Annotated in this window: 13 protein-coding genes and 2 tRNA genes; 14 read left to right on the top strand and 1 reads right to left on the bottom strand. The window is 53.8% G+C overall.

The genetic code is table 11. The features are described 5' to 3' along the window. Positions 1–176 precede the first annotated feature (176 nt). Together secG and VF709_RS12565 are read left to right on the top strand one after the other, a co-directional pair. Entirely contained in the window at positions 177–509 is a 333-nt protein-coding gene (gene secG, locus VF709_RS12570; protein ID WP_003861803.1) for a preprotein translocase subunit SecG, read from the top strand. Positions 510–518: 9 nt separating this feature from the next. Next, positions 519–605 (top strand) — tRNA-Leu (locus VF709_RS12565). A 182-nt stretch (positions 606–787) separates the two neighbouring features. On the opposite strand, the gene argG is transcribed toward VF709_RS12565, so the two are convergent. Next, a complete protein-coding gene (argG, locus tag VF709_RS12560) occupies positions 788–2,134 on the bottom strand; it encodes an argininosuccinate synthase (protein ID WP_114519279.1) in 1,347 nt (448 codons plus the stop codon). Positions 2,135–2,420: 286 nt separating this feature from the next. Between argG and VF709_RS12555 the strand changes: the two genes are divergently transcribed. From VF709_RS12555 to mtr, 12 genes are all read left to right on the top strand, one after another. Further along, a tRNA-Met gene (locus tag VF709_RS12555) sits at positions 2,421–2,497 on the top strand. Between the two features lie 207 nt (positions 2,498–2,704). Further along, complete coding sequence (gene rimP / locus VF709_RS12550) at positions 2,705–3,157, top strand: ribosome maturation factor RimP (protein ID WP_014833432.1); 453 nt, start codon at positions 2,705–2,707, stop codon at positions 3,155–3,157. A gap of 28 nt (positions 3,158–3,185) precedes the next feature. Continuing rightward, positions 3,186–4,688 carry a transcription termination factor NusA gene (gene nusA, locus VF709_RS12545; protein ID WP_013098917.1) on the top strand — a complete coding sequence of 501 codons (1,503 nt, stop codon included), beginning with the start codon at positions 3,186–3,188 and terminating at the stop codon, positions 4,686–4,688. 24 nt (positions 4,689–4,712) lie between these two features. Beyond that, entirely contained in the window at positions 4,713–7,403 is a 2,691-nt protein-coding gene (gene infB / locus VF709_RS12540; RefSeq protein WP_013098916.1) for a translation initiation factor IF-2, read from the top strand. 102 nt (positions 7,404–7,505) lie between these two features. After that, positions 7,506–7,910: a 30S ribosome-binding factor RbfA gene (rbfA, locus tag VF709_RS12535; RefSeq protein WP_003024988.1), complete on the top strand. Its 405-nt coding sequence runs from the start codon at positions 7,506–7,508 to the stop codon at positions 7,908–7,910. Continuing rightward, the gene (gene truB / locus VF709_RS12530; protein ID WP_149896667.1) at positions 7,910–8,860 is read left to right on the top strand and encodes a tRNA pseudouridine(55) synthase TruB; all 951 of its coding nucleotides are present in this window, start codon (positions 7,910–7,912) and stop codon (positions 8,858–8,860) included. Before rbfA ends, truB begins: the two co-directional genes overlap by 1 nt. Positions 8,861–9,016: 156 nt before the next feature. Next, positions 9,017–9,286 carry a 30S ribosomal protein S15 gene (gene rpsO / locus VF709_RS12525; RefSeq protein WP_013098914.1) on the top strand — a complete coding sequence of 90 codons (270 nt, stop codon included), beginning with the start codon at positions 9,017–9,019 and terminating at the stop codon, positions 9,284–9,286. Positions 9,287–9,528: 242 nt separating this feature from the next. Beyond that, complete coding sequence (pnp, locus tag VF709_RS12520; RefSeq protein ID WP_013098913.1) at positions 9,529–11,667, top strand: polyribonucleotide nucleotidyltransferase; 2,139 nt, start codon at positions 9,529–9,531, stop codon at positions 11,665–11,667. Positions 11,668–11,775: 108 nt separating this feature from the next. Next, positions 11,776–12,660, top strand: a complete 885-nt coding sequence (gene nlpI, locus VF709_RS12515) for a lipoprotein NlpI (RefSeq protein ID WP_013098912.1) — start codon at positions 11,776–11,778, stop codon at positions 12,658–12,660. Positions 12,661–12,768: 108 nt separating this feature from the next. Then, positions 12,769–12,849 (top strand): protein YrbN, encoded by an 81-nt coding sequence (gene yrbN / locus VF709_RS12510; RefSeq protein ID WP_097533792.1) that lies wholly within the window; start codon positions 12,769–12,771, stop codon positions 12,847–12,849. After that, complete coding sequence (locus tag VF709_RS12505; RefSeq protein ID WP_440231675.1) at positions 12,842–14,728, top strand: DEAD/DEAH family ATP-dependent RNA helicase; 1,887 nt, start codon at positions 12,842–12,844, stop codon at positions 14,726–14,728. The genes yrbN and VF709_RS12505 overlap by 8 nt, the downstream gene beginning before the upstream one ends. Before the next feature lie 141 nt (positions 14,729–14,869). After that, positions 14,870–16,114, top strand: coding sequence for a tryptophan permease (gene mtr, locus VF709_RS12500; protein WP_440231674.1), 1,245 nt, complete (start codon positions 14,870–14,872; stop codon positions 16,112–16,114). The last annotated feature ends 84 nt before the right edge of the window (positions 16,115–16,198 follow it).

Genomic DNA, 16,198 nt, shown 5'->3' with positions numbered 1-16,198 from the left:
TAAGCATTTAATGGCTTTTTGCTGTTTTTTTCTGCAGTTGATACAATGCGTCAAAATTGCCCTTGCGAAGGTCATTCGCTTTGGTTAGTATTCACACCCGCTTCAGTGGGAAACAAAAATCCTGCTAATTGGTCGAAGCATTGGTATGCGGCAAATCCGCAAGGAACAGGTTGATTATGTACGAAGCTCTTTTAGTTATTTTCCTTATTGTAGCCATCGCTCTCGTAGCGCTGATTATGCTGCAGCAAGGTAAAGGCGCTGATATGGGAGCCTCCTTCGGAGCAGGCGCTTCCGGTACGCTGTTCGGTTCAAGTGGTTCTGCGAACTTCATGACCCGTACTACAGCGATTCTGGCTACGCTGTTCTTCATCATCAGCCTGGTGCTTGGCAATATCAACAGCAACAAGACCAGCAAAGGAAGCGAGTGGGAAAACCTGAGCGCGCCAGCGAAAACTGAGCAGACTCAGCCAGCTGCACCGGCTAAGCCAACCAGCGATATCCCGCAGTAAGTATTCCGTACCGAGGTGGTGGAATTGGTAGACACGCTACCTTGAGGTGGTAGTGCCCTAACGGGCTTGTGGGTTCGAGTCCCATCCTCGGTACCAATATTCCAGAAAAAAGACGTCGAAAGACGTCTTTTTTTTCGTCTGTATTCTGTGGATCTGATCCTTTGTAGGGCGGGTAAGCGCAGCGCCACCCGCCATTGCCCGGTGGCGCTGCGCTTACCGGGCCTACGAAGGCTACAAAAAAGGCGCCTGTTGGGCGCCTTTTGGATGTCTTCTCTCGATTACTTCTTATCGCTGTGCTCCAGGTTTTCAACCTGCGGCAGGCCGTTGTCGGAACTGGCTGACAGCAGGCCATTCTCAACGTAGTTGAACAGCTTCTCACGGGTATCGGTGATATCCAGATTACGCATGGTCAGCTGGCCGATACGGTCATCAGGTGAGAACACGGATTCACCTTTTTCCATGGTCAGACGTTCTGCTTTGTAGGTCAGGTTGTCAGACACAGTGTTCAGAATGGAGTAGTCATTCCCGCGACGCAGTTCCAGAGTGACTTCGCCAGTGATAGCGCTTGCCACCCAACGCTGCAGGGCATCACGCAGCATCAGTGCCTGTGGATCGAACCAGCGGCCCTGATACAGCAGTTTACCCAACTGACGGCCATGGGAGTGATACTGCTCGATGGTATCTTCGTTGTGAATGCCGGTCAGCAGACGCTCATAGGCAATGTGCAGCAGCGCCATCCCCGGGGCTTCATAGATGCCACGGCTTTTCGCTTCGATGATACGGTTTTCGATCTGATCGCTCATACCCAGGCCGTGACGACCGCCGATGCGGTTCGCTTCCAGCATCAGTTCCACATCATCAGAGAAGGTCTTGCCGTTCAGGGCAACCGGGTGGCCACGCTCGAAACGCACGGTCACTTCTTCTGCCGGGATTTTGACGCTTTCATCCCAGAATTTCACGCCCATGATTGGGTTAACGATTTTCACGCTGGAGTTCAGGAACTCCAGATCTTTTGCTTCGTGCGTTGCGCCCAGCATGTTGGAGTCAGTGGAGTAGGCTTTTTCGACGGACATCTTATAGTCGAAGCCGCAGGCGATCATAAATTCAGACATTTCATGACGGCCGCCCAGCTCATCAATAAAATCGGTATCCAGCCACGGTTTGTAAATCTGCAGCTCGGCGTTGGTCAGCAGGCCATAACGATAGAAACGTTCAATGTCGTTGCCTTTATAGGTACTGCCGTCACCCCAGATGTTCACGCCATCTTCTTTCATGGCGGCAACCAGCATGGTGCCGGTCACGGCACGGCCCAGTGGGGTGGTGTTGAAATAGGTCAGACCGCCAGTGGTATTATGGAACGCGCCACACTGGATAGCGGCAATACCTTCGGCGACCAGCTGCTTACGACAATCAATCAGACGTGCGTTCTCTGCGCCATACTCTTTAGCACGACGAGGAATGGCATCATAGTCGTCCTCATCCGGCTGACCCAGGTTCGCAGTATATGCATACGGAACCGCTCCCTTTTGGCGCATCCACAGCAGTGCAGCGCTGGTATCCAGGCCGCCTGAAAAAGCGATGCCAATACGTTGTCCTACCGGAAGATGCTTGAGAATCGTCGTCATAAAATAAAACCCTGCGTGATTGACTGATTAGAGACCGCTTTCGCTCTCGATGCATGTTTATGCAAAATAAGTGAGTATTCATTTAATCATCTTTTGTCGATGACCGGAAGAGACTCGTGCGTTTTTTGTAAAAATTTCCCTCAGTATGCCCTGGCGGAAACTGAGTTGACAGATGGGGCTCACTATCAATATACTAAACGCCGGTTTTACGTCCCGTCTTCGGTACCAAATCCCAGCATTATTTGCAAATTCTGTCCAAAACGCGTAGAATTTGCCACGTTTCAGGCGCGGGGTGGAGCAGCCTGGTAGCTCGTCGGGCTCATAACCCGAAGGTCGTCGGTTCAAATCCGGCCCCCGCAACCACTTTCCCATAAAGTCATTTTTCAAATATACTGTGAAGACTCAGAGCCTTCGTAGCTGGATTTGAAAAAATTCTTTCGGAGAGTGCTCCAGGCCACAGTTGTGGCTATAGGGTTCAGTTATCTAAAGCCCCGATTTATCGGGGTTTTTTGTTATCTGACTACAGAATAACTGGGCTTTACGCCCTTTTTTTATGTCTTGGGGGTGGGCTTGTCCACATTAGAGCAAAAATTAACAGAGATGATTACTGCACCGGTCGAAGCACTGGGCTACGAACTGGTCGGCATCGAATTCGTTCGCGGCCGCACATCGACGCTGCGCATCTATATTGATAGTGAAGATGGCATCAATGTTGATGATTGTGCTGATGTTAGCCACCAGGTGAGTGCGGTTCTTGATGTTGAAGACCCAATTACCGTTGCGTACAACCTGGAAGTTTCCTCACCTGGCCTCGATCGCCCGATGTTCACGGCCGAGCACTATGTGCGCTTTACCGGTGAAGAAGTGGCTCTCGTTCTGCGTATGGCCGTACAGAACCGCCGTAAATGGCAGGGAATTATCAAAGCCGTTGATGGTGAAATGATCACGGTAACAGTCGAAGGCAAAGATGAAGTGTTCGCGCTGAGTAATATCCAGAAGGCGAACCTGGTTCCCCACTTTTAACAGTCTGGATTGAGGTGAAAAGCCCGCGATGAACAAAGAAATTTTGGCTGTTGTTGAAGCCGTCTCCAACGAGAAATCACTGCCGCGTGAAAAGATTTTTGAAGCGCTGGAAAGTGCACTGGCTACAGCAACCAAGAAAAAATACGAACAAGAGATCGATGTTCGCGTAGAAATCGATCGTAAAAGCGGTGACTTCGATACATTCCGTCGTTGGGTAATCGTTGAAGAAGTGACCCAGCCAACCAAAGAGATCACCCTGGAAGCGGCGCGTTTTGAAGACGAAAGCCTGAACGTTGGTGACTATGTTGAAGATCAGATTGAGTCTGTGACCTTCGACCGTATCACCACCCAGACCGCAAAACAGGTTATCGTGCAGAAAGTTCGCGAAGCCGAGCGTGCGCTGGTTGTCGATCAGTTCCGCGATCAGGAAGGCGAAATCATCACTGGCGTGGTGAAGAAAGTGAACCGCGACAACATCTCTCTGGAGATCAAATCCGAAGGGATGCCGGGCAACGCTGAAGCTGTGATTCTCCGTGAAGACATGCTGCCGCGTGAAAACTTCCGCCCTGGCGACCGTATCCGTGGTGTGCTGTATGCCGTTCGCCCTGAAGCGCGTGGTGCACAGCTGTTCGTGACCCGTTCTAAACCAGAAATGCTGGTTGAACTGTTCCGTATCGAAGTGCCTGAAATCGGCGAAGAAGTTATCGAAATTAAAGCGGCGGCTCGCGATCCGGGCTCCCGTGCGAAAATTGCGGTGAAAACCAACGACAAGCGTATCGACCCGGTCGGTGCTTGCGTCGGTATGCGTGGTGCGCGTGTTCAGGCGGTCTCTACCGAGCTGGGCGGCGAACGTATCGATATCGTTCTGTGGGATGACAACCCGGCGCAGTTCGTGATCAACGCAATGGCTCCGGCGGATGTGGCGTCTATCGTTGTTGACGAAGACAAACACACCATGGATATCGCTGTTGAAGCGGGTAACCTGGCGCAGGCAATCGGCCGTAACGGTCAGAACGTACGCCTGGCGTCACAGCTGAGCGGCTGGGAACTCAACGTGATGACCGTTGATGACCTGCAGGCCAAGCATCAGGCTGAAGCCCATGCGGCGATCGATACCTTCACGAAATACCTGGACATTGACGAAGAGTTCGCCACGGTTCTGGTAGAAGAAGGTTTCTCTACGCTGGAAGAACTGGCCTATGTGCCAATGAAAGAGCTGCTGGAAATTGACGGTCTGGATGAACCAACCGTTGAAGCCCTGCGTGAACGCGCTAAAAACGCACTGACCACCCTGGCACTGGCTCAGGAAGAAAGCCTTGGCGATAAAAAGCCGGCTGATGACCTGCTGAATCTGGAAGGTCTTGATCGTGCGATTGCGTTCAAGCTGGCTGCCCGTGGTGTTTGTACGCTGGAAGATCTCGCTGAGCAAGGCGTTGATGACCTGGCTGATATCGAAGGTTTAACCGACGAGAAAGCCGGCGAACTCATCATGGCCGCACGTAATATTTGCTGGTTCGGCGACGAAGCGTAATAAACTGTAGCAGGAAGGAACAGCATGACTGATGTAACTGTAAAATCGCTGGCTGCTGAGATTCAGACCTCCGTGGACCGCCTGGTACAGCAATTTGCTGATGCAGGGATCCCGAAGACCGCTGATGACTCAGTGACGGCAAACGAAAAACAAACCTTGTTAGCGCACCTCAACCGTGAACACGGCTCTGCGCCTGACAAGCTGACGCTGCAGCGCAAAACGCGCAGCACGTTGAATATTCCAGGTACCGGTGGCAAAAGTAAATCGGTACAAATTGAAGTCCGCAAGACGCGCACCTTTGTAAAACGTGATCCGCAAGAGGCTGAGCGCCTTGCCGCGGAAGAGCAGGCACAGCGTGAAGCGGAAGAACAAGCTCAGCGTGAGGCAGAAGCAACTGCCAAACGTGAGGCAGAATTAAAAGCTGAACGTGAGGCCGCAGAAAAAGCGAAACGCGACGCAAGTGAAAAAGTGAAGCGTGAAGCTGCGGAAAAAGACAAAGTGAGCAATCAACAGACAGACGAAATGACCAAAACCGCCCAGGCTGAAAAAGCCCGTCGTGAAAATGAAGCTGCCGAACTGAAGCGTAAAGCCGAAGAAGAAGCACGCCGCAAGCTTGAAGAAGAAGCGCGTCGTGTGGCTGAAGAAGCGCGCCGTATGGCAGAAGAAAACGAGAAGAACGGTATTGATACCGCTGAGCAGTCTGAAGATACCAGCGACTATCACGTGACCACTTCTCAGCACGCGCGTCAGGCTGAAGATGATAACGACCGTGAAGTAGAAGGCGGCCGTGGTCGTGGTCGCAATGCGAAAGCAGCGCGTCCGGCGAAAAAAGGCAACAAACACGCCGAGTCTAAAGCTGACCGTGAAGAAGCGCGTGCAGCCGTGCGTGGCGGTAAAGGCGGCAAACAGCGTAAAGGTTCTTCCCTGCAGCAGGGCTTCCAGAAGCCAGCTCAGGCCGTTAACCGTGACGTTGTGATCGGCGAAACCATCACCGTTGGCGATCTGGCGAACAAAATGGCGGTTAAAGGCTCTCAGGTCATCAAAGCGATGATGAAACTGGGCGCAATGGCGACCATCAACCAGGTGATCGACCAGGAAACCGCACAGCTGGTTGCCGAAGAGATGGGCCACAAAGTTATCCTGCGTCGTGAAAACGAGCTGGAAGAAGCAGTAATGAGCGACCGTGATACCGGTGCTGCGGCAGAACCGCGTGCGCCAGTTGTGACCATCATGGGTCACGTTGACCACGGTAAAACCTCTCTGCTCGACTACATTCGTTCTACGAAAGTGGCTTCCGGTGAAGCGGGTGGTATTACCCAGCACATCGGTGCATATCACGTAGAAACCGACAACGGTATGATCACCTTCCTGGATACCCCAGGCCACGCCGCGTTTACCTCAATGCGTGCTCGTGGTGCTCAGGCGACAGATATCGTTGTTCTGGTTGTTGCTGCAGACGATGGCGTGATGCCACAGACCATCGAAGCTATCCAGCACGCGAAAGCGGCGGGTGTGCCGGTTGTGGTTGCAGTGAACAAGATCGATAAGCCAGAAGCGGATCCAGATCGTGTTAAAAACGAACTGTCCCAGTACGGCATCCTGCCAGAAGAGTGGGGCGGTGAAAGCCAGTTCGTACACGTGTCTGCGAAAGCAGGTACTGGTATCGACGAGCTGCTGGACGCGATCCTGCTGCAGGCTGAAGTTCTGGAGCTGAAAGCGATCCGTAACGGTATGGCGAGCGGCGCGGTCATCGAATCCTTCCTGGATAAAGGCCGTGGCCCGGTGGCTACCGTTCTGGTTCGCGAAGGTACACTGCATAAAGGCGATATCGTCCTGTGTGGTTTCGAATACGGTCGTGTTCGTGCGATGCGTAACGAACTGGGTCAGGAAGTGCTGGAAGCAGGTCCGTCCATTCCAGTGGAAATCCTCGGTCTGTCCGGTGTGCCGGCTGCCGGTGACGAAGTGACCGTTGTGCGTGACGAGAAGAAAGCGCGTGAAGTTGCACTGTACCGTCAGGGCAAATTCCGTGAAGTTAAACTGGCTCGTCAGCAGAAATCTAAACTCGAGAACATGTTCGCGAACATGGCTGAAGGCGAAGTTCACGAAGTGAACGTCGTACTGAAAGCTGACGTTCAGGGTTCTGTGGAAGCGATTTCCGACTCCTTGCTGAAACTGTCTACTGACGAAGTTAAAGTGAAGATCATCGGTTCTGGCGTAGGTGGTATCACCGAAACCGACGCAACCCTGGCGGCTGCTTCTAACGCCATTCTGGTTGGCTTCAACGTGCGTGCTGATGCGTCTGCTCGCCGCGTGATCGAAGCAGAAAGCCTGGATCTGCGTTACTACTCCGTCATCTATAACCTGATCGACGAAGTGAAAGCAGCGATGAGCGGTATGCTGTCTCCAGAGCTGAAACAGCAGATCATCGGTCTGGCCGAAGTGCGCGATGTGTTCAAATCGCCGAAATTCGGTGCGATCGCGGGCTGTATGGTTACCGAAGGTACCATCAAGCGTCACAACCCAATCCGCGTACTGCGTGACAACGTGGTTATCTACGAAGGCGAGCTGGAATCTCTGCGCCGCTTCAAAGATGACGTTAACGAAGTCCGTAACGGCATGGAATGTGGTATCGGCGTGAAGAACTACAACGACGTTCGCGTTGGCGATATGATCGAAGTGTTCGAAATCATCGAGATCCAACGCAGCATCGACTAATCCTGTTGGGATAGGTCCATATGTCGGCCGGGATCGCCTCGTGCCACCCGGCAATAATTTTAAAAAGGGGCTTTAGCCCCTTTTTTGTCTGGAGAATTTATTATGGCGAAAGAATTTGGTCGCCCGCAGCGCGTAGCGCAGGAAATGCAGAAAGAGATCGCACTCATTCTGCAACGCGAAATTAAAGATCCGCGTGTGGGCATGATGACCACCGTGTCCGGCGTGGAGATGTCCCGTGACCTCGCGTATGCCAAAGTGTTCGTGACGTTCCTGAACGATCAGGACGAAGCGGCAGTGAAAAATGGCATTAAAGCGCTGCAGGAAGCCTCTGGTTTCATCCGCTCTCTGCTCGGCAAAGCGATGCGCCTGCGTATCGTGCCTGAGCTGACCTTCTTCTACGACAACTCCCTGGTCGAAGGTATGCGTATGTCCAACCTGGTGACCAGCGTGGTGAAACATGACGACGAACGTCGTGTTAACCCGGCGGACGACAGCAAGGAGGACTGATGAGTCGTCCTCGTCGTCGTGGCCGCGACGTGCATGGTGTGCTGCTGCTGGATAAACCCCAGGGCGCATCCAGCAACGACGTGCTGCAAAAAGTGAAGCGTATTTATAATGCCAACCGTGCGGGCCATACAGGCGCGCTGGACCCCCTGGCGACGGGCATGCTGCCCATCTGCCTGGGGGAGGCAACAAAGTTTTCTCAGTACCTGCTGGATTCCGATAAGCGTTATCGCGTTATCGCCAGGCTGGGCCAGCGCACGGACACCTCCGATGCCGATGGTCAGGTGGTGGAAGAGCGTCCTGTGACGTTTAGCGCAGAGCAACTGGATGCGGCGCTGGAGAGCTTCCGTGGCGATACGCTGCAGGTGCCGTCGATGTATTCTGCACTGAAATATCAGGGTAAAAAGCTCTACGAATATGCGCGCCAGGGTATTGAAGTGCCGCGTGAAGGCCGCCCGATTACCGTGTATGAACTGCTCTTTATTCGCCACGAGGGTGACGAACTGGAGCTGGAAGTGCACTGTTCGAAAGGCACCTATATTCGCACTATTATCGATGACCTGGGCGAGAAGCTGGGCTGCGGTGCGCATGTTATCTACCTGCATCGCCTGGCCGTCAGTAAATATCCGGTTGAGCGGATGGTGACCCTTGAGCATCTGCACGCGCTGGTTGAACAGGCGCAAGCGCAGGGTGTTGCCGCGGCAGATTTGCTTGACCCGCTGCTGATGCCTATGGACAGCCCGGCGGCCGACTTCCCGGTTGTTAATCTTCCTTTAACATCGTCCGTTTACTTTAAGAACGGAAACCCGGTTCGGACCACGAATGCACCGCTGGAAGGCCTGGTACGCGTGACCGAAGGGGATGACGGTAAGTTTATCGGCATGGGTGAAATGGACGGTGAAGGACGCGTTGCGCCCCGCCGTCTGGTGGTGGAATACCCGGTCGAAGGCTGACGGCGATATCAGCTCACCTTGCGGTAAACCGGTGAGGCGAGTAGAATATCGCGGCTTAACGTCCGGCAAATTGTTTAACAATTTTGCGGGGCGTATACGGGGATCGCTGAATTAGAGATCGGCATCCTTACATTCTTTATACTTTGGAGTTTGAAAATGTCTCTAAGCGTTGAAGCTAAAGCTAAAATCGTTTCTGAGTTTGGTCGTGGTACTAACGACAGCGGTTCTACCGAAGTTCAGGTTGCACTGCTGACTGCACAGATTAACCACCTGCAGGGTCACTTTGCAGAGCACAAAAAAGATCACCACAGCCGTCGTGGTCTGCTGCGTATGGTTTCTCAGCGTCGTAAACTGCTCGACTACCTGAAACGTAAAGATGTTGCACGTTACTCCGCGCTGATCGAGCGTCTGGGTCTGCGTCGCTAAGTCTTGCGAGTTTCAGAAAAGGGGGCCTGATGGCCCCTTTTTTCAACCGGACCGCAGCAATTCACTGGAAACTATTGTATTGTTGCTATAAATGATCTTCCTTGCAGAGGTTCGCGCGGCTAATGAGAGGCTTCACCCATGGGGGTGTTGGTTGTCATTAGTCGCGAGGATGCGAAGAAGGTCGGGTTAAATCGTCAGCACACCGGTGGTGTGCTGTCAAACATTTAAGAAAGGACAGAATTTTGCTGAATCCGATCGTTCGTAAATTCCAGTATGGTCAGCATACCGTCACGCTGGAAACCGGCATGATGGCACGTCAGGCTACTGCTGCCGTTATGGTAAGCATGGATGACACCGCGGTATTCGTGACCGTTGTTGGCCAGAAAAAAGCTAAACCAGGTCAGGACTTCTTCCCACTGACCGTTAACTACCAGGAGCGTACTTACGCTGCCGGTAAAATCCCGGGTGGCTTCTTCCGTCGTGAAGGCCGTCCAAGCGAAGGCGAAACCCTGATCGCGCGTCTGATTGACCGCCCGGTTCGTCCGCTGTTCCCGGAAGGCTTTGTAAACGAAGTGCAGGTTATCGCGACCGTGGTTTCCGTTAACCCACAGGTTAACCCGGATATCGTTGCGATGATCGGTGCCTCCGCTGCGCTGTCTCTGTCCGGTATTCCATTCAATGGTCCTATCGGTGCCGCGCGCGTTGGTTACATCAACGACCAGTACGTGCTGAACCCGACTCAGGAAGAGCTGAAAGAAAGTAAGCTGGACCTGGTTGTTGCCGGTACGGAAGCCGCCGTTCTGATGGTTGAGTCTGAAGCAGAGCTGCTGAGCGAAGACCAGATGCTGGGCGCTGTGGTCTTCGGCCACGACCAACAGCAGGTTGTTATCCAGAACATCAACGAGCTGGTGAAAGAAGCCGGTAAACCACGTTGGGACTGGCAGCCTGAAGCTGCTAACGACGCGCTGAACGCACGCGTTGCTGCACTGGCTGAAGCGCGTCTGAGCGATGCGTACCGTATCACCGACAAGCAGGAGCGTTATGCTCAGGTTGACGTGATCAAAGACGAAACCATCGCCACGCTGGTTGCTGAAGACGAAACGCTGGATGCTAACGAGCTGAGCGAAATTCTGCACGCAATCGAGAAAAACGTTGTTCGTAGCCGCGTACTGGCTGGCGAGCCGCGTATCGATGGCCGTGAAAAAGACATGATCCGTGGTCTGGACGTGCGTACTGGCGTACTGCCACGTACTCACGGTTCTGCGCTGTTCACCCGTGGCGAAACGCAGGCGCTGGTTACCGCGACCCTGGGTACTGCACGTGACGCACAGATCATCGACGAGCTGATGGGCGAGCGCACTGACAGCTTCCTGTTCCACTATAACTTCCCTCCGTACTCCGTAGGGGAAACCGGTATGGTGGGTTCGCCTAAGCGTCGTGAAATTGGTCACGGTCGTCTGGCGAAGCGCGGCGTGCTGGCAGTGATGCCAGACGCAGACAAATTCCCGTACACCGTTCGTGTGGTTTCTGAAATCACCGAATCCAACGGTTCTTCTTCCATGGCTTCCGTGTGTGGTGCCTCTCTGGCGCTGATGGATGCAGGCGTGCCAATCAAAGCCGCCGTTGCGGGTATCGCAATGGGTCTGGTGAAAGAGGGCGACAACTTTGTTGTTCTGTCTGACATTCTGGGCGACGAAGACCACCTGGGCGATATGGACTTCAAAGTAGCGGGTTCCCGCGACGGTATCTCTGCACTGCAGATGGATATCAAAATTGAAGGCATCACCAAAGAGATCATGCAGGTTGCTCTGAACCAGGCAAAAGGTGCGCGTCTGCACATCCTGGGCGTGATGGAACAGGCTATCAACGCGCCACGCGGTGATATCTCCGAATTCGCTCCGCGTATTCACACCATCAAGATCAATCCAGACAAGATCAAAGATGTTATCGGTAAGGGCGGTTCCGTGATCCGTGCGCTGACCGAAGAGACCGGCACCACCATTGAAATCGAAGATGACGGTACTGTGAAGATCGCAGCGACCGACGGCGAAAAAGCGAAATTCGCGATTCGTCGCATCGAAGAAATCACTGCAGAAATCGAAGTGGGCCGTATCTACAATGGTAAAGTGACCCGTATCGTTGACTTTGGCGCGTTCGTTGCCATCGGTGGCGGTAAAGAAGGTCTGGTACACATCTCTCAAATCGCTGACAAGCGCGTTGAGAAAGTGACTGATTACCTGCAGATGGGTCAGGAAGTACCGGTTAAAGTTCTGGAAGTTGACCGCCAGGGCCGTATCCGTCTGAGCATTAAAGAAGCAACCGAGCAGTCTCAGCCAGCTGCTGCGCCAGAAGCACCGGCAGCAGAACAGCAAGGCGAGTAAGGTTGCCATTTGCCCTCCGCATCGCGGAGGGCCATTATCAGGCAGGACGCCTTGTTAAGCCGCCGGGGGACAGGACGTTCATCCAATAGTTGTCTTCGGGAGTGGGAAATGAAGCCTTTTTTGCGCTGGTGTTTCGTTGCGACAGCTTTAACGCTGGCAGGATGCAGCAACTCTGCCTGGCGTAAGAGCGAAGTCCTCGCAGTGCCATTGCAACCGACTTTGCAGCAGGAAGTGATTCTGGCACGCATGGAACAAATTCTTGCCAGTCGGGCTTTAACCGATGACGAACGCGCACAGCTTTTATATGAGCGCGGAGTGTTGTATGATAGTCTCGGTCTGAGGGCATTAGCGCGAAATGATTTCTCACAAGCGCTGGCTATCCGACCTGATATGCCTGAAGTATTCAATTACTTAGGCATTTATTTAACGCAGGCAGGCAATTTTGATGCTGCCTATGAAGCGTTTGATTCTGTACTTGAGCTTGATCCAACTTACAACTACGCGCACTTGAATCGCGGTATCGCATTGTATTACGGCGGTCGTGATAAGTTAGCGCAAGATGATCTGCTGGCGTTTTATCAAGACGATCCTAATGATCCTTTCCGTAGCCTGTGGCTTTACATCGTTGAGCAGAAGCTCGATGAGAAGCAGGCAAAAGAGGCACTGAAACAGCGCTTCGACAAATCGGACAAGGAACAGTGGGGATGGAACATTGTCGAGTTCTACCTGGGCAACATTAGCGAAGCAACGCTGATGGAACGCCTCAAGGCGGACGCAACGGATAACACCTCGCTCGCTGAGCATCTCAGTGAAACCAACTTCTATTTAGGTAAGTACTACCTAAGTCTGGGGGATAAGGACAGCGCTACGGCACTGTTCAAATTAGCGGTTGCTAACAACGTACACAACTTCGTTGAGCACCGTTATGCATTGTTGGAATTATCGCTCTTGGGCCAGGAGCAAGATGACCTGGCAGAATCGGACCAGCAATAGCTGACGACATAAACATCAGCCCGTAATCTTTTTGATTGCCATCACCTTCACTGGTGAGGGCGTTGTTGTTCGTCAATACACCTAATTTGAGCCGGTTCACACTTTTCAATGAAAATTGCAGATCATTTTCACGATGAGCTAAGTAGACTGGCCGCCATTGACATTGAGGCACTCGTACTACATGGCTGAATTCGAAACCACTTTTGCAGATCTGGGCCTGAAGGCTCCTATCCTTGAAGCTCTTAACGATCTCGGTTACGAAAAACCATCTCCGATCCAGGCAGAATGTATCCCACATCTGCTCTCTGGTCGTGACGTGCTGGGCATGGCCCAGACTGGTAGCGGCAAAACCGCAGCATTCTCGCTGCCGCTGCTGAACAACATTGATCCGGACCTGCGTGCACCGCAGATCCTCGTCCTGGCTCCAACCCGTGAACTGGCGGTTCAGGTTGCGGAAGCGATGACGGAATTCTCTAAACACATGCGCGGCGTAAACGTGGTAGCCCTGTACGGCGGCCAGCGTTATGACGTGCAGTTACGCGCCCTGCGCCAGGGCCCACAGATTGTTGTCGGTACGCCGGGCCGTCTGCTGGATCACCTGAAGCGCGGTACACTGGATCTCTCTAAACTGAGCGGTCTGGTACTGGATGAAGCCGACGAAATGCTGCGTATGGGCTTCATCGAAGACGTAGAAACCATCATGGCGCAGATCCCGGAAGGTCACCAGACCGCTCTGTTCTCTGCCACCATGCCAGAAGCAATCCGTCGCATTACCCGCCGCTTCATGAAAGAGCCGCAGGAAGTGCGCATTCAGTCCAGCGTTACCACTCGCCCGGACATCAGCCAGAGCTACTGGTCTGTGTACGGCATGCGCAAAAACGAAGCGCTGGTGCGTTTCCTGGAAGCGGAAGATTTTGATGCGGCGATTATCTTCGTTCGTACCAAAAACGCGACCCTGGAAGTGGCTGAAGCCCTGGAGCGTAACGGCTACAACAGCGCAGCGCTGAATGGCGACATGAACCAGGCTCTGCGTGAGCAGACGCTGGAGCGTCTGAAAGACGGTCGTCTGGATATCCTGATTGCAACCGACGTGGCAGCACGTGGTCTGGACGTTGAGCGTATCAGCCTGGTTGTAAACTACGACATCCCAATGGACTCTGAGTCTTACGTTCACCGTATCGGCCGTACCGGTCGTGCAGGTCGTGCGGGTCGTGCCCTGCTGTTCGTTGAGAACCGCGAGCGTCGTCTGCTGCGTAACATTGAACGCACCATGAAGCTGACCATTCCGGAAGCGGAGCTGCCAAACGCAGAACTGCTGGGCAAACGCCGTCTGGAAAAATTCGCCGCGAAAGTCCAGCAGCAGCTGGAAAGCAGCGATCTGGATCAGTACCGTGCGCTGCTGGCGCAGATTCAGCCAACCGCTGAAGGCGAAGAGCTGGATATCGAAACGCTGGCTGCAGCACTGCTGAAGATGGCACAGGGCGAACGTACCCTGATCGTGCCACCAGATGCACCGATGCGTCCTCGTCGTGAGTTCCGCGATCGTGACGATCGCTTCGAACGCCGTGGTGACCGTAACGATCGTGGCCCACGTGGTGACCGTTCAGAGCGTGGTGGCGAAGACCGTCCACGTCGTGACGCTGGCGAAATGGAACTGTACCGCATTGAAGTGGGCCGTGATGATGGTGTTGAAGTTCGTCATATCGTTGGCGCGATCGCGAACGAAGGCGACATCAGCAGCCGTTACATCGGTAACATCAAGCTGTTCGCATCTCACTCCACCATCGAGCTGCCAAAAGGCATGCCGGGCGAAGTACTGCAGCACTTTACTCGCACCCGCATCCTGAACAAGCCGATGAACATGCAGCTGCTGGGCGATGCACAGCCACGTCCTGACCGTGGCGGTGAACGTCGTGGCGGTGGTCGCGGTTTCGGTGGCGAGCGTCGTGAAGGCGGTCGTAGCGAAGGTCGCGGTGGTGAAGGACGTCGTTTCTCCGGTGAACGCCGTGATAGCCGTGGCCCACGTCGTGAAGAAGGCACCAGCCGTCGTCGTTTTGGTGACGCTTAAGCCTTTCGTTTCTGACGTAAAGTAATATATACAGCCCCGATAAAGACTATCGGGGCTTTTTTTATTCCCTTTGTACTCTTGTACTGGTACAGTGCAGCACATTAAAATGCAAACCACATTTTTGACTGGAGATATGGCTGTATGGCGACACTAACCACCACCCAAACGTCACCTTCGCTGCTTGGCGGCGTGGTGATCATCGGCGGAACCATTATTGGTGCCGGGATGTTCTCCCTGCCAGTGGTCATGTCCGGTGCGTGGTTCTTCTGGTCGCTGGCTGCGCTGGTCTTCACCTGGTTCTGTATGCTCCATTCAGGGCTGATGATCCTTGAAGCCAACCTGAACTACCGCATTGGCTCCAGCTTCGACACCATCACGAAAGATCTGCTGGGTAAAGGCTGGAACCTGGTGAACGGTCTTTCCATCGCGTTTGTGCTCTACATCCTGACCTACGCGTACATCTCAGCAAGCGGCTCGATTCTGCATCACACCTTTTCGGAGATGTCGTTGAACGTTCCGGCGCGTCTCGCCGGGTTGTGCTTTGCGCTGGGTGTCGCGTTTATCGTCTGGATGAGTACCAAAGCGGTAAGCCGGATGACGGCCATCGTTCTGGGCGCAAAGGTCATCACTTTCTTCCTGACCTTCGGTAGCCTGCTGGGGCACGTTACCCCGTCAACACTGTTTAACGTGGCTGAAACCAATACGTCGTATACGCCGTATCTGCTGATGACCCTGCCGTTCTGTCTGGCGTCGTTTGGCTACCACGGCAACGTACCGAGCCTGATGAAGTACTACGGCAAAGACCCGCGGACAATCGTCAAGTGCCTGGTCTACGGTACGCTGCTGGCGCTGGGGCTGTATGTGATTTGGCTGCTGGGGACGATGGGCAACATCCCGCGTCCTGAGTTTATCGGTATTGCGCAGAAGGGCGGGAATATTGATGTGCTGGTGCAGGCGCTGAGCGGCGTGCTGAACAGCCGCAGTCTGGATCTGCTGCTGGTGGTATTCTCCAACTTTGCGGTTGCGAGCTCTTTCCTCGGCGTGACGCTCGGCCTGTTTGACTATCTGGCGGACCTGTTTGGCTTTGATGACTCCGCGATGGGGCGCTTCAAAACCGCACTGCTGACCTTCCTGCCACCGATGGTGGGCGGCCTGCTGTGGCCGAACGGCTTCCTGTTCGCCATTGGTTATGCCGGTCTGGCGGCTACCATCTGGGCGGCAATTGTGCCGGCGCTTCTGGCGCGTAAATCCCGTCAGCGCTTCGGTAGCCCGAAATTCCGCGTCTGGGGCGGTAAACCGATGATTGCACTGATCCTGGTGTTTGGTGTTGGTAACGCGCTGGTCCACGTGCTGTCGAGCTTTAATCTGTTGCCGGTATATCAGTAAGTTTTTGTGCCGGATGGCGGCTACGCCTTATCCGGCCTACGCGTTCCGTAGGCCCGGTAAGCGAAGCGCCACCGGGCAAAAAAA

Source organism: Enterobacter sp. Lyrl_3 (genome assembly GCF_051948675.1).
Classification (GTDB): domain Bacteria; phylum Pseudomonadota; class Gammaproteobacteria; order Enterobacterales; family Enterobacteriaceae; genus Enterobacter; species Enterobacter cloacae.
The sequence above is the reverse complement of the archived record's forward strand: the minus strand, read 5'-3'. Positions and strand labels throughout refer to the sequence as shown.